Origin of the sequence: Bacillus sp. FSL K6-3431, assembly GCF_038002605.1 — a bacterium.
Lineage (GTDB): Bacteria > Bacillota > Bacilli > Bacillales > Bacillaceae_C > Lederbergia.
Genome location: NZ_JBBOCT010000001.1, coordinates 2,766,111 through 2,781,026 on the forward strand (window position 1 = coordinate 2,766,111; position 14,916 = coordinate 2,781,026).

Annotated in this window: 12 protein-coding genes; all 12 read right to left on the reverse strand. The window is 32.7% G+C overall.

Annotated features, from left to right (window positions below; all coding sequences use genetic code 11):
- Nucleotides 1–83 precede the first annotated feature (83 nt).
- The 12 genes from tagH to MHB53_RS13720 all read right to left on the reverse strand — a co-directional run bounded on the left by tagH (nucleotide 84) and on the right by MHB53_RS13720 (nucleotide 14,781).
- Nucleotides 84–881, reverse strand: coding sequence for a teichoic acids export ABC transporter ATP-binding subunit TagH (gene tagH, locus MHB53_RS13665; protein WP_340919228.1), 798 nt, complete (start codon nucleotides 879–881; stop codon nucleotides 84–86).
- A 15-nt stretch (nucleotides 882–896) separates the two neighbouring features.
- Complete coding sequence (locus tag MHB53_RS13670) at nucleotides 897–1,715, reverse strand: ABC transporter permease (protein WP_340919231.1); 819 nt, start codon at nucleotides 1,713–1,715, stop codon at nucleotides 897–899.
- 155 nt (nucleotides 1,716–1,870) lie between these two features.
- On the reverse strand, nucleotides 1,871–2,110 hold the full coding sequence (locus MHB53_RS13675; protein WP_340919234.1) for a hypothetical protein: 240 nt from the start codon (nucleotides 2,108–2,110) through the stop codon (nucleotides 1,871–1,873).
- Nucleotides 2,111–2,222: 112 nt separating this feature from the next.
- A complete protein-coding gene (locus MHB53_RS13680; RefSeq protein WP_340924711.1) occupies nucleotides 2,223–3,398 on the reverse strand; it encodes a CDP-glycerol glycerophosphotransferase family protein in 1,176 nt (391 codons plus the stop codon).
- Nucleotides 3,391–3,789 (reverse strand): glycerol-3-phosphate cytidylyltransferase, encoded by a 399-nt coding sequence (gene tagD, locus MHB53_RS13685; protein WP_340919236.1) that lies wholly within the window; start codon nucleotides 3,787–3,789, stop codon nucleotides 3,391–3,393. Before tagD ends, MHB53_RS13680 begins: the two co-directional genes overlap by 8 nt.
- A 238-nt stretch (nucleotides 3,790–4,027) precedes the next feature.
- Nucleotides 4,028–5,917, reverse strand: coding sequence for a CDP-glycerol glycerophosphotransferase family protein (locus MHB53_RS13690; protein ID WP_340919238.1), 1,890 nt, complete (start codon nucleotides 5,915–5,917; stop codon nucleotides 4,028–4,030).
- A gap of 85 nt (nucleotides 5,918–6,002) precedes the next feature.
- Nucleotides 6,003–7,184, reverse strand: coding sequence for a CDP-glycerol glycerophosphotransferase family protein (locus tag MHB53_RS13695; protein ID WP_340919240.1), 1,182 nt, complete (start codon nucleotides 7,182–7,184; stop codon nucleotides 6,003–6,005).
- A gap of 37 nt (nucleotides 7,185–7,221) precedes the next feature.
- Complete coding sequence (locus tag MHB53_RS13700) at nucleotides 7,222–8,247, reverse strand: ribitol-5-phosphate dehydrogenase (protein WP_340919242.1); 1,026 nt, start codon at nucleotides 8,245–8,247, stop codon at nucleotides 7,222–7,224.
- Nucleotides 8,244–8,957 (reverse strand): IspD/TarI family cytidylyltransferase, encoded by a 714-nt coding sequence (locus MHB53_RS13705; protein ID WP_340919245.1) that lies wholly within the window; start codon nucleotides 8,955–8,957, stop codon nucleotides 8,244–8,246. Before MHB53_RS13705 ends, MHB53_RS13700 begins: the two co-directional genes overlap by 4 nt.
- A 278-nt stretch (nucleotides 8,958–9,235) precedes the next feature.
- Entirely contained in the window at nucleotides 9,236–10,219 is a 984-nt protein-coding gene (locus tag MHB53_RS13710; protein ID WP_340919248.1) for a GW dipeptide domain-containing protein, read from the reverse strand.
- A gap of 79 nt (nucleotides 10,220–10,298) precedes the next feature.
- Nucleotides 10,299–11,771, reverse strand: coding sequence for a peptidoglycan recognition protein family protein (locus tag MHB53_RS13715; RefSeq protein WP_340919250.1), 1,473 nt, complete (start codon nucleotides 11,769–11,771; stop codon nucleotides 10,299–10,301).
- 193 nt (nucleotides 11,772–11,964) lie between these two features.
- Nucleotides 11,965–14,781 carry a GW dipeptide domain-containing protein gene (locus tag MHB53_RS13720; RefSeq protein WP_340919251.1) on the reverse strand — a complete coding sequence of 939 codons (2,817 nt, stop codon included), beginning with the start codon at nucleotides 14,779–14,781 and terminating at the stop codon, nucleotides 11,965–11,967.
- Nucleotides 14,782–14,916: the final 135 nt, after the last annotated feature.

A 14,916-nucleotide genomic window follows, 5' to 3' on the forward strand; every position in this document is an offset into this window, starting at 1 on the left:
CCCTAACTCGAACAATAACCGTATCATTTAATTAGTCTTTGTTGATATTATATTATCTGTTGATAGTACAATACCGTACTATACTATTTCAATGCTTTTTGCTGGCGCTCTAATCCAGCCTGTTTATAGGCTTCTTTTTCATCCTTTGACATTTTTTGATATAGTTTTAAAAACTCTTCATATTTAGGTATTACTTCATCGACAGTCCCAAATTGTTTCACCATACCATATTCTAGCCATAGTATTTTTTCACAGAATTGTTTCATTTGACCAATGGAGTGACTCACAAAGATCATAGTTTTTCCTTTTTCTTTAAATTCTTTCATTTTACTTAAGCTTTTTTCAGCAAATGCTTTGTCACCTACTGACAATGCTTCGTCAATAATTAATATTTCTGGATCCACATTTACAGATATTGCAAAGCCTAGTCTTGATTTCATACCACTCGAATATGATTTTACAGGTTGATCAATAAATTTTCCTAGCTCCGAGAATTCGATAATTTCTGGCTCTAAAGACTTAATTTCTTCTTTACTAAATCCAAGCATTAATAGCTTAAGCTCTATATTATCCCTGCCAGATAAATCACCATTTAAACCCGAAGCAACAGCAATTAAAGATGCTTGTCCATTCACTTCGACTGATCCTGATGTTTCGGGTACAATACCAGCGATTATATTTGACAGTGTTGATTTACCTGAACCATTTATTCCAATAAATCCAACAACATCGCCTTTTTCAGCCTCAAAACTAACATCGGCAAGAGCATAAAAATCTTCCCCATGACTTTTGGGTGAAATTAAATCTAATATACGCTCTTTCGTTCCACTATAAAGTTTATATTTCTTCGTTATTTCGTTAACAATAATTGCACTTTTCATCATTATCACAACCAATTATAAATAATCTATAAAATGTCTTCTAAATTTAACGTGTACTATAGAACCGATAATAAATAGTCCTATAACTACTGCCCAAAAATAAAGCGTGTATTGCCAGTTTTCAATGAAATACCAATCCAAACCAAACAATGCTGAACGATAACCCTCGATTAAATAATACAATGGGTTTAGTTTCATAATCGTCGGTAATGGTTCTTCTAAGCTTGTTATCTGCCATAGTATTGGTGATAAATACAGAAGCATACGTAATGTTGCATTTAGAAACATGTGAACATCTCTTATAATAGTTGAAAAGGTTGACGTGATAAGAGAGATAGCGAATATTAAACAAAAAGTAGCGAATATAAAATAAAAAAATTGTAAAAAATAAATGGTCAAATAATAACCAGATAACTGAAATATTGCGATTGTAATTACTAACATAATAATGTGAATATAGAATTGCGAAAACAATACAATATTCGGTATTACACTCATTGGAAAGTTCATCTTTGAGAGCATCCGAAGTCTAGTGTAAATGGACTTCGATCCTTGAATCGTAGCCTGATAAAAGAAGTTCCATAATATAAAACCACCTAATAACCAAAGAATAAAAGGAACATCCATTCCAGGTGCGACTTCAACGTCAGCCCTTTGCCTTATACTCCCAAACACAAACCAGTATATGAGAATTTGAATAACAGGGTTTATAATTTCCCACGCTGTACCTAAGTAATTGCTTTTATTGTTACTTTTTAATTCATATAGTGAAAGCCTTCTAATTAGATAAAAGTTCTCTATTTGCTCTTTAATAACATTAATTGCAGATTTCATTCTTATATCCTTTCATATCTATATATAAACATATTTACTTTATATAATACATGACTAAATTATACAGGCATCGGACCCAAAAGACAATAAAGAGCAAGAGCCCTAGACAAAAGGGAGTATTTCATTGGTTAAGCTACCTCTTCTTTCTTGTAGGTTCAATCCATTTTTTGCGACTTTTCCATGGCTTTTAACATCCATTCATCAGCCCGTTTTTCCATCCACTCAAAGTCTTTATTTACTTCAAGGATCTCTTTTCTCAACATTTCATTTTCTTTTCCTAGTTGCATGATTATTTCTATAAGCCTAAATCCATACTCTTTTGTACTCGAGTTACCTTTATTCAAAGCATTAAAGTGATCTTTCATCTTTTGAACCTCAGCAATTTCACGTTTCATTTCTTCCACCTCGATTAACATTAAGATATATCTTAATGTTATTCGGGAAACGAGGGATTAATGCAATTTCTCGATGCTAATAGACATCAAACCATATACTATTGGTTACCTTTCACTTCATGCGAATGGAATCTTTCTTAAACATATATTGTACTATACTTTTACTGGAATGACCTTTGGAGTATTTATTCCATTCCTCCGCATAATCCTTTATTTGTTTAAAATCAAATTGTTTTTCCTTCAATAAATAGATGACATCATCCGTTTGCTTTACAATTGGTCCCGGAACCATCTGCTCATAATGATCCAATAAACCTCTTTCTTTTGAATAAGTTTCTAAGTCATATGCAAAGAAAATCATCGGTTTGTTTAATAGCGAGAATTCATAAGGAAGTGACGAATAATCTGTTATCAAGTAGTCGCCAAATAATAATAATTCATTTATATCATAGTTCGAAGATGAATAATCATAAACAAATTCTGGATATTGCTCTGAATAATTGATTGTACTCTTCACAGCTGGATGTAATCTTAATAACAGAACGTAATTTTCTGCCAATTCATTCATCATTTTTTCTAAATCCAGTTTCATTTCAAATTGATCCAATTGATTGTCTCGATAGGTGGGAGCATAAAGAATCTTTTTTTTATTTTTTATTTCCGGTACTTCCTTATTCAGGTTGTCAAGAATATTTTTATGAAGTACTTCATTGTAAAAAAAGTCTGTACGTGGAATACCCGTTCTTAGTATATTGTCATTCGAGAGGTCGAAAGCCTTGATAAACGTCTTTGCCATGACATCCGATCCAACGACCACTTTATGAAATTTTTTATATACTTGCAAAAATCGTTTTTTGGCTCTGTTGCTACGCTTCTTTATAGATAAATCTTCTAATCCAAACTTTTTGATCGCCCCTGAAGCATGCCATAATTGTATACATTCTACTTCTTGTTTAAAATCAGTTACTGCTAAAAAGCCAAAATAATTATCAATAAAAATATACTTAGAAGTCGCTAAATGATAAATAGATTTGAACATATTTAACAGATTTAATGGAATTAATTTAATACCTTGCTTTGAACGAAAGTATCTGTCGCTAGAGCCTTTATACAGAACAACTACTTCCACAGGCGCTTTTTGCTCTCGTATCTCTTCGTATACATATTGACTATTATCACCAAAAGAAACGACGAAAGTCACTTTTTCTTTAAGTGGGAAGAGATTGAAAAAGTTGAAAATAAGCTTAAAAACAGATAAGTACACCGTAATAAAAACTTCTCTAACCATTTTCCACACAGTTAATATCCGTTTTAATTTGGGAAGTGGATACTCCTTGCGTTCGGGGTAAATAAATTACTTCACAATATTGTTTTAAAAAATCAAAGTGTCCTTCCCAATCGTCTCCCATTACAAAGAGATCAATTTCATGTTTCAGCACATCTTGAACTTTTTGATCCCAACTATGTTCGGATATGACTTCATCAACAAACCTAATGGATTCTAGAATAATCTTCCGATTCTCAAAGCTATGATACGATTCCTTTTTCTTTTCCTCATTAAATGAATCTGCTGACAAACCAACAACTAAATAATCTCCTAAATCCTTCGCTCTTTTTAACAAATTAATATGTCCAATATGGAGCAAATCAAACGTTCCATATGTTAGCACCTTTTTCATTGATTATCATCTCCTTACCTAGCTAAATAACTCGGTAATCGAAAGTAATTTCACATAAGCTTTTTTATAAAACAACGACTGAGTATTAATCTTGCATATTTCTCATTATATATTCCCTATCTAATTATTTCAAACGGCTAGGAAATAGGTTCTTTATCCAATTAGATGATGGATAAAGGTGTTTTCTATAATAGAAAACCCTGATAGAAAAGACGCTTTCTTTCAGGGTTACCTTTATTTATTTACTATCAGAATCCTGATTATCCAATATCAATTGATCAACAACGCGTTTGCTTGATTCACCATCATGATCATCAAAAAAGTATTCGATGAAAGGCTTTATTTTTTCCATTTTAAACTCCTTATTATCTATTGTTTCGATAAGCTCATCAGTGGAACGCACAAGCGGTCCCGGTATAAACGAACTGAAATCATAATAGAAATCTCTTTTTTGTACATATTCTTCCACATCATAAGCAAAGAAAATCATTGGTTTATTAAGTAGCGCATATTCAAAACAAACAGATGAATAATCTGTTATTAGTATATCCGTGATAAATAATAAATCATTAATTTCACGGTAGGAAGAGAAATTGTAAAAGAATTCTTTGTATTGATAAGGAATATTAAAGTCATTTTTTACAAATGGATGAATTTTAAATAGAAATACATATTCATCCTTCAATTCATTATAAAGCCTCTCTAAATTGAGCACTTCCATTGGATAATGGGCAGATTGTTGACCATTCCCTCTAAATGTGGGAGCAAAAGTAATTACCTTTTTATCTCGAAGAAATGGGAATTCTGCATACAGCTGCTCTCTTATCTGTGATTTATATTTTTCATCAAAGAAAATATCTGTACGCGGTATGCCGGTTGAAATAACTTTCTCTTCATCAATTCCAAACCCCTCAGCATAATACTTGGCAACATTCTTTGAACTTACAATTGCTTTTGTATAATTACGGTGGTTTATCGATGTAGGTGAAGGTCCCCCTGGTCTTCCTATTCGACTAAATCCGAATGTTTTAAAAGCACCAACAGCATGCCAGAGTTGTATTAACTCTGCATTTTTTCTAATCTTTAAAGGATAGACCATCGGGTAAAAATCATCTAATAAAATAAACTTTGAAGTTGCTAAATGATAGGCTAGACTTTTTATTTCCTTCAAACTCTTTTTTTCTCCTACCTCTTCTTTAAACATAAATTGATAATCTAACTCTAAATTCCTTTTACGCATTTCTTCATATACAAATAAAAAGTTTCCATCCAACTCTGTTCTGCTGTCAGAGGCAAACAAAACTTTATTTTCTTTTATAGGTAGTAGGCAATACATTTTATACATTATTCTAAATCCTACAGAATGAATAAATCTGTACAATATCCCTCGTTTATACTTAACCGCATCCAAGCCCATTTCTTTTGGGTCAAAATCCTTTAATTTCGAAGATATAATTTTCAATGTCTTTACTGACTGGTCGTACGTGGCCAATAAATTAAATTTCATTTCCCGTTTTGCTGTGAAATATTCCATTTTTGCAGAATGAAAACCTTTTTCTAAAAAGGATTCGACATTACCAAGTGTAAAGACTTTTTTATATCGTCTATCACCCAAAACATGGACCTCAGTCTCTATATAAACCTTATATTCTGAATCTGGAAGAGGACGATTATTGGGGATGATAGTAGCAAAGTTAATTTCACCTTCAAAACCAGACCATTGATATAGATCATCTATTTCCTCTTCTAACTCCATGCTTTTAACAGGTATATCTTTCAAGGATATGATAAATTCTCTACCTGATTTATCTTTTAAAATCAATCGTGTTTTTACTAAATCTTCGTCGTTCATCAAAATATCTTCCAGGTAGAAATACCCTTTGATACTCATAATAGGTCCATTCCACTGTAATGAAGTTACTTTACGATGGGGAATGATGGTTTCTTCCTCACCAGCCAATTCAGTAATTAATGGAAGTGATTCGCCCAGACTTTCCTTTTTTATAATTATCCGATCATCTTCAATAATAAACTGCTTATCATTATCCATATTATCAACATGATCTGGCTTTTGACGTGCAGATTTGAACAATATCCTTTTTAACTTTCTTCCTACCCTTAAAAACATTCTTTCTACTCCCATCTAAAATGAAGTTCTTCATTAGCATGAACACAAATATGAAAAGGAGATTAAATAAAAGTTAATCCCCTGTCTACCTGTTTATAATACCATTATTATTTGCAAATAAATCAGCGACAATCCGTTTACTAGCTCTTCCATCTAAATAATCAAAAAATCGATCTCTAAAAACGGTGATTACATCCATATCATAAGACCCATTTTTTATCCAGTTGCCAAGAGTCTCTGTTTCTGTAAAGAGAGGGCCGGGTATAAACGATTTATACTCAAAATAAAAATCACGCTCTTTTATATATTCTTCTATATCGGTCGCAAAAAATGCTATTGGTCGTTTTAAGATACTATAATCGAAAATAATAGAAGAATAATCAGTAATCAGTACATCTGCTATGGTTAATAATTCTTCAATATTTAATTCTCCTTGAATATGGCAAACAAAGTCGCGCTCTTTTTCATCCAAATGGATACTGTTATTCATATAAGGATGAAGATGAATGATTAACGCATAATCTTCACCAATAATACTTTTTAACAAGCCAAAGTCTATTGGACAGCTGAAACTTTCTTGGTAATGACTACTTCCACGGAATGTAGGAGCATAAAGTAGCAACTTTTTATTTTTGAATTTAGGAAATAATGTATTGAATTTTACTGTATTACTTTTCAGTTCATCATTATTAAAGAAATAATCTGTACGTGGCAGTCCCAATGGGTGTATTTTCTCTTTCGACATACCAAATGCTTCAGCGTAATAAGGTACAACAGAAGTAGAGCTTACATATACTTTCGAATAATTAGAATGAATTTTCACATGTTTTAAATACTCAGTACTTGGTCCAAATGATTTGTTTATCGTACTTAAACCAAATTTTTTAAAAGCACCCGCTGCGTGCCATAATTGAATAATCTCTGTTCCCTTCCTAGGTTTAATAACATATATAGGAAAGTAGAAATCATCGACAATAAAATATTTAGATGTTGCAAGTGCATAACATGCTTTTATCATATGAAGAAAATAATTCCACTTTCCAAATATGGAACTGTCATATTTTTTAAAAAGAAAATTACTTCTATAGTCTTTATGATACTGTTCTAATTCTTCATGTACATAAAATAAGTTACCTTCTAGTTTTTCCGAACGATAGGAAGCAAAGGTTATCTTCTTTTTATTAATTGGAAAGAGAAAACAAAACATGAAAAAGGCAATGCGAATTAAAGTGCTTATTATTAGTGTTGGAATCATCTTTAATTTCACATTAAAAGCCGCCTTTCTCATGTTTAAGAATGTCCAATTATATTTTCCATTCCATTACTGTTTTCCCCCAAGAAGAGATCAAATCCTTTTCAAAAGCTGTAATTATATCTTGGATAGTTCTAACTTCTACTACATCTCCTACAAGAGTACTTAAATATTCCACAAATTCAGGGTGTTCCTTCATAAATTCGACCGTATTAACAAAATCAGAACGACCGCTACGACTACTACCAATTACGGTTATTCCTTTTTCCAGTATCATTCTTGTATTAATTTCTACAGGGTATTCGGAAACACCCATAATTGAAATGGAACCTTCAGGAAATAAATGTTCAATTATTTGATTAATCGCGTATTGGCTACCTTTTCCACCTACTGCTTCAAATGCATGGTCAATATGCAGATCTTCAGGAATTTCATCTATTTGATACGCTTCATCAACAAATGAAAAGCGATCTAGTTTATATTGATTTTTACCGAAAATAATTACTTTGCTATCTTTATAACGTCTTTTTAAAATTAATGAGGTGATATATCCGAGATTTCCATCCCCCCACACGCCAAATACTTGACGACGACCATGAGCTTTTCCTTCAAAACGAACGAGAGAATGCATAGCAATGGTAATTAATTCGATAAATGCAGCTACGTGCTGATCTATTACTTTAGGGAGTTCCACAAGTCTATCACGATTTAAAAAAACGTAATCTTGCATAAATCCATCATATCCACTAGATCTAAATATGCTACTTCTTAAATAATTTTCTGCCACAATATCGTCAGTTTCAGTTGGCGTATTGGGAATCATAACAACCTGCGTTCCTGTATCTATTTCTCCCGATGGATCATAAACAACTTTACCTATCCCTTCGTGAATTAGAGCCATAGGCAGTTTTTTGGCCATCGCTTCTTTACCGCGTGTTCCCGTATAATATCTTTGGTCAGCTGCACAAATAGAAAGATGTGTTGGACGAACTACAATATAATCCGATTGGAGAGATCTATCCTTATATGTTACCTCAAATTGACGTGGGGACACTAAGCGATATACTTGATTTATCATCTTGAAATCCGCTCCTGTATAATTGCATTAGCCACTTTTAAATCATATGGTGTAGTCACTTTTATATTAAATATTTCCCCTTTAACCAACTTAACTTTTCCACCTTGGATAGAATAAATTTTACATGCATCTGTCAAGATAGTCTTTTGATCTTCATCTAGTGATTGATAATAGTTCACTAATTTTTGGATATTGAAACTTTGTGGCGTTTGCCCTTGATACATGCTATCGCGTACGGGAATATCAGAGATTACTTCACCATCTTCTGATTGAATAATTGTATCTATTGCCTCTATTACAGTATCGACCGCTCCAAATTTAATTGCCCCATCGATATTTTCTTCAATAATCCGATGCGTTAAAAACGGCCGTACCGAGTCATGTGTAATTATTACATCTTCTTCGGATATTCCAAAGTTTTCTTCAATATATTTAATCCCACTCATTATTGAATCATTTCGATCTTTTCCACCTTCAACTACTACTATTCGATCTAATTCCCCAATATATTTTTTTATAATATCGTTCGTATGGTTAATCCAATCTTTTGGTGAAACAATAATGATTTTGTCAAAGCGATCATTTAGTAAAAATTTTTCTATTGTATGAATAATGATTGGTCGATTATTAAGAGTCAAGAACTGCTTAGGCATATCAATATTGCCCATACGTGTACCTTTTCCTCCAGCAAGAATTTCTGCGTAAATCATCCGTACCAACTCCTTTTTAATGTTTGGCGAAAAATAAAAAACAGTTTATTATTCTAATTAATTGGTGTTATCTCTGAAAAAAATATGTCGAATATCGCAGTAAAACTCATAATACAATATACACTTTATCCTTATTATTAGCAAGAAGGCTCCAAATTTATAACGACCTAAACCTACTCTTCTATCCTAGATTATTTGATATTCAGTGGATACTCTTTATAAAAAACACCCTGATTTATACAGTTGAATAATTGTATAAATCAGGGTGTTTAATAACTTCATCTATTGATGAGATTTGAATGATGTATCCATACTGTCTTTCCTTTTAAACTACCGCGATACCATATATTATTTCCTACTTTCTCCGTTAAATGAACCTTAAATTCTTGACGTTTATATGGTGTAAGACTTTGGTATACGATATCTTTTGAGCCTCCCCACGCTTTGCTCGTGGCACTACCTGTTCCTTTTAAGTAATACGATTTAGTTTTCTTATCTACTCCTAAATGGGTGTGAATCGATAAATCATTCGCTTTTACCCAACCAACTATTCCCTTTGAACTGCTTGGTTCATTACTTATTAAGTAATATAACTGTTTATTTTTGCTAGCCTGCTTTTTTATGTAGTAAACATAATTAGTAAATAAAGCTCCTGCATTTTCCACAGTAGAATTAACATTTAAACTCGGATATATCTTTACCTCTGAATTGCGGATATGACCAAGTTTACTTGTATTACTTTCTAATATATCCGTAATATAATCGGAATGAATCCAAACTGTCTTTCCATTCAAGATTCCCCGGTACCAAATGTTGTTACCTACCTTTTCAGTCAAATGAACCTTAAACTCTTGATGTTTATATGCGGTGAGACTTGTGTAAATGACATCTTGTGAACCACCCCATGCTTTAATATAAGCCCTACCTGTACCTTTAACGTAAAACGTTTTGACATTCTTATCAACGCCAGAATGGGCGTGTGTAAATACGTCTGTTGCTTTTACCCACCCTACTACTCCTTTTATACTACTCGGATTTTGACTTATTAAATAATATATTACCCCTTTTAATTCATCTTGTTTTTTAATGTAATATACCCGATTAGTGTATGTTTCCCCCGCGTTTTTCACAGTAGAGGTTCCTTCTAAACTTGAATATATCTTCACGCCAGCATTATTGATATGTCCAAGTTTACTCGTAGTAGCATCCTTTTTATTCATAACATAACTAGAATGTATCCAAACCTGCTTACCTTTAAGCATTCCCCTATACCATACATTGGATCCTACTAATTCTGTAAGATTAACTTTAAATTCTGTACCAGCGTATGTCGCTAAGTCGTCAAGAACGAGGTTCTTCCCCCCCCCCCCAGGCTTTCGTATATGCTTTACCAGTTCCTTTTAGAATAAGATTTTTATCTTTTTTATCTAATCCGTTATGTTTATAACTATTAAGGTCTTTTGCCTGCATCCAACCGATTGTTCCACTTTTATTACTAGGATTTCTACTAATTAAATAATAGGTTATCCCATTTACGTTAACTTGTTCTTTTATATAAAAAACTTCGTTGGTATTCTGCGATCCAGCGTTAGAATAATCGTATGGATTAGTTGGATCACTATAAATACGACTAACACTTGATTTAACATGTGCTAATTTACTTGTAGATTGTTTTTCGATTGCCAACTTGTTATATTTCATCGTTACTAGTTTAACAAAGTCATTCCAATTATAACCCCAGTTTGCGAAGTATCCATGTGGGTCTACGTGATTTGTCCCACCTAGAAACCTACTGACTGCGGCATGAGACCATAATGATCCTTGTCCAGTGTTTTCAGCACTAGTAACAACCAAACCGTACTTATATAATACGGAAGCAATATAATCGGAGAAATTATTGATGGAGCGAGCAAACTGATCAAAAATATGAACCCTCACGAGTTCAACATGAACAAATCTCTGGTTTGCAAATCTCCCTGCACCCCATGCTCCCAAATCGGTAGGATGAATTTCAATAATGCGAGAGTGATCCACAAAAGCATGTACAAATGCATTTTTATGATTTTTAGACATATAGGTAATTTCACTCGTAATGGTTGATGAGTTATTAGCAGTTTCATGCGCTACCACTCCCTCAACCTTACCGAATCCATAACGATAGTTAAATTTTGTAAACTCCTTTTTATGATCGTATTCTATTTTAGCAGCTCCTAGATTTCTAGAAAGGATATAATTATTAACATTAGGGAAGCTTTGATATGTTCTCATTAGGGTTCTATGATTTACATTCTCACCTCCTCTATGCTCGCTTTCAACTTTTCCATCCCGCCAATCTATAGGTATATATTGAAGTTCTTCCTCACTAAGCTTGCTTATATCTTCTCCATGAACCATTGTTCCAATTTTAATACCTAGCTCATTGTATTCAACCTTATTAGATGTATTTTCTTTTTGGGGGACTTCTTGTATCCCAGAATCTTCTTTAATACTTACATCTAATTCATCTTTACTAGTACTTTTAGGAATTGATTCTCCATTAGACTTTATAATTGATTGTTCTTGATTCCTGTATTCCGAATTTAAATGAGCATCTATTTCATTTGTAGATTGTGTTTCTTCTTCATTATCCTTAATTATTACTTGTTCCTTACTTGATTCAAGTTCTGATTCCATACTTTGTTCTTGCTTTACTTCTAGCTCAATCTCTTCAGTGAGTATTTCCCCATCCTCTATGTTTTCCAGCGCCAACAAGGAATATGGAAACAATGACGAATAGAACAAAAAAACAGTCACCATGATGCCTAACTTCTTCATATTTTCCTCCATCTTTTTATTAAAGATATTTTATACCAACTATAAATCTATATCGGTTATTTAATTAAACATTTTAAGTGAATTTTTAATTTCACCCAATATATCTAATTACTAAATATGTACTTAAAATGAGAAAGTACCCTGATTAATGGATTTCCTCCATTATAATCAGGGTACTAATAAGCCTTTTGAATTATTTATATCTAGGTATTTCAAGCGTTATTTTATACGCATCTAGTAAACTGTACAGTTGATTCATTCTAGTTGTCTGTTTATAGGCCCAGCCTATGTCTGTTGCATATTGTTTACCAATTGTATTATTTGTTGCAGCATAATTGGGATTCCAGCGCATTTTATATAAAGTGTCTAGTCCTTGCTTTATATATTCATTCCCGATAAATTTAGCGCCACCTGTAATTGCTTGTGCAGGAGTAAACCAACCTTCATCATAGGCTCTTTTTGCTCCACATTCTACCGGACAACTGTCATATGCCCCTATTCCGTACATATTATAAACTGTTTTACCATTATATTTTACTCCTTTTGCTAATGTAGAGCTACCATTTCCTGTTTCTAATAAAGCATGTGAAATTAAATAAATTTCATTAACTCCATTTGCTTTTCCCGCATCCACAAAAGCCTTCGCTTGCCCCGCTAATATACCGCGCCCTTTAAGAATTTTCTCGTTTACTTCAGCCACATCAATATTTGCACTGTGCGACAGTTTTAAAAATTGTAATGAGTCTTTAAAACTAGTGAAATTATTAGGATTTAAATAATATGATACATCTGACTTGAGAGCGGGTCCCCATATTGTATTTTTCACATGATACCAAGTATATCCATCTTTTCCTTTTGCACTATCATATATAGTTAGCTTGTTACCATTAACTTTTTCATAAAAAGCATATTCAGTACCTGGTCCTCTTCTTATATTCCAGTTAGATTTTTTCACTGTACCATTTCCATCTTTAATATTTACTATTTCGAAGGCGTCTTCTCTCAACCAGAGTTTATAAGTTTGCTTATATATATCGGTCACAGGAAAAGATTTCATTTGGATATCTGATATATTATTAAGAGTTATATTATAATTTGTATATGTTTTTACAACTTCTTTAATTGGTATATTAGTAAGATAGTTGTTGTGTATCCATACTGTCTTCCCATTCAACTTTCCACGATACCATGTGTTATTACCCACTTTTTCTGTCAAATGAACCTCAAACGTTTCAGCTCTATACTTAGAAAGGCCATAAACCAAATCTTTCGAGCCGCCCCAAGCTTTATTATAAGCACTGCCTGAACCTTTTATGTAGAATATTTTGGACTTCTTATCAACACCAACATGTGCATTGGTCGACAGGTCTCCTGATTTTACCCATCCTACTATTCCCTTAGTACTGCTTGGCTCCTTACTAATTAAATAAAATAATTGTCCACCTACATTAGCTTGCTTTTTAATATAATACACTTGATTTGTTCTTACCGATCCAGCTATTTTAGCTGAAGATTGATTAAGTACATTGGCATATATCTTTACATTTGCATTGCGGAGATGCCCTAGTCTACTTATACTTTTTTCATCTAAACTCACTAGATAGCTAGAATGAATCCATACTGTCTGTCCATTTAACTTTCCGCGGTACCAAGTATTGTTACCTACTTTCTCCGTTAAATGCACCTGAAACTCTTGTGTTTTAAATTTGGAAAGGTCTTTGTATACTAAATTTCTCGAACCTCCCCAAGCAGTGTTATACGCACTACCTGATCCTTTGATATAGAATGTTTTAGATGTCTTATCAATTCCAATGTGTGGGTGGGTTGATATGTCCGACGCTTTTACCCAACCTACAACACCGTTAGTACTACTTGCTTGAGTACTAATTAAGTAATATGTTTGTCCATTTAATATTGCTTTCTTTTTAATGTAATACACCGTATTCGTATACTTTGATCCGGCATTTATTGACCTACCACCAACTGTTTGATAAATCTTCACATTCGTGTTTCTAATATGACCTAATAGACTCGTTGTACTCTCTTCCATGGTTGTTACAAAACTAGAATGGAGCCATACACTTTTTCCATTCAATGTTCCACGGTACCAAACGTTGGTACCCACTTTTTCTGTTAGATGGACCTTGAATTCTTGGTCTTTATATTGGGTAAGTGTTGGATATACAACGTCTTTTGTTCCACCCCAAGCTTTACTTGTAGCTTTACCAGTACCTTTGATATAAAAAGTTTTGACTTTCTTATCAACTCCAGCATGGGTATGTGTTGATAAATCATTTGCCTTTACCCAACCTATAACTCCCTTTACACTACTTGGCTGTTTACTAATCAAATAATATTTTTGTCCGTTTACTGTAGCTTGCATTTTAATATAAAATACAGTATCCGTGTTAGTTGTACCCGCATTGACAAATGTTGAATTATTTTCTAAACTTTGATATATTTTTACACTTGTATTCCGAATATGACCAAGCATACTAGTAGGACTTTCTTGAATCATAGACGCAAAGGTTGAAAATGTTTGAACCTTTACATGCTCTTTGATTTCAGGTTCATTTGCTTTTTTATTTTGGAGTTCAGAATCTGATATATTTTCTTTTTCATCTACATCGCTTTTTTCAATGACCTTTTCATTACTTATATTAATTTCTTGTTCTACGCTTTGCTTTAATTCCTCTTTATTTTCGGAAGGCATTTCTTCCGGATCAACTTCCTCAATTTTATCAGAAGTTTCCCCTTCAATCTCTTTAGGGTCTATCACTTCTACTTCATCACTTTTATTTTCCTCTAATTGATTTTCTTCGCCAATATCCTGCTCTTTATCCGAAGTATCAATATTATTGTCTATTAGTGATTCTTCATTACTACTTTCAATAGTTTTCTCTTCCATTATCACACTCTGATTTTCTACTCTCTCATCAGCTAGTATGGTCAGCGGGAATGTCGAAGTATAGAATAAGAGTACTACTATTAGGATCAATAATTTTTTCATTCAATTTGTTCCTCCATATCAAAATATTAATAAGACTTCTAATCTATTATACTATTATATCGGATACAGAAAAAAAAATTGAAGGATTATGTAAAAATAAATACTAAATTAAGACTTTTTCTTCAACTATCTATC

Excerpts from the sequence above, each read along its gene's own strand:
- tagH (WP_340919228.1), bottom strand. The coding sequence starts at position 881 with ATGAAAAGTGCAATTATTGTTAACGAAATAACGAAGAAATATAAACTT.
- MHB53_RS13670 (WP_340919231.1), bottom strand. The coding sequence starts at position 1,715 with ATGAAATCTGCAATTAATGTTATTAAAGAGCAAATAGAGAACTTTTAT.
- MHB53_RS13675 (WP_340919234.1), bottom strand. The coding sequence starts at position 2,110 with ATGAAACGTGAAATTGCTGAGGTTCAAAAGATGAAAGATCACTTTAAT.
- MHB53_RS13680 (WP_340924711.1), bottom strand. The coding sequence starts at position 3,398 with ATGGTTAGAGAAGTTTTTATTACGGTGTACTTATCTGTTTTTAAGCTT.
- tagD (WP_340919236.1), bottom strand. The coding sequence starts at position 3,789 with ATGAAAAAGGTGCTAACATATGGAACGTTTGATTTGCTCCATATTGGA.
- MHB53_RS13690 (WP_340919238.1), bottom strand. The coding sequence starts at position 5,917 with ATGTTTTTAAGGGTAGGAAGAAAGTTAAAAAGGATATTGTTCAAATCT.
- MHB53_RS13700 (WP_340919242.1), bottom strand. The coding sequence starts at position 8,247 with ATGATAAATCAAGTATATCGCTTAGTGTCCCCACGTCAATTTGAGGTA.
- MHB53_RS13705 (WP_340919245.1), bottom strand. The coding sequence starts at position 8,957 with ATGATTTACGCAGAAATTCTTGCTGGAGGAAAAGGTACACGTATGGGC.
- MHB53_RS13710 (WP_340919248.1), bottom strand. The coding sequence starts at position 10,219 with ATGCTTAAAGGTAAGCAGGTTTGGATACATTCTAGTTATGTTATGAAT.
- MHB53_RS13715 (WP_340919250.1), bottom strand. The coding sequence starts at position 11,771 with ATGAAGAAGTTAGGCATCATGGTGACTGTTTTTTTGTTCTATTCGTCA.
- MHB53_RS13720 (WP_340919251.1), bottom strand. The coding sequence starts at position 14,781 with ATGAAAAAATTATTGATCCTAATAGTAGTACTCTTATTCTATACTTCG.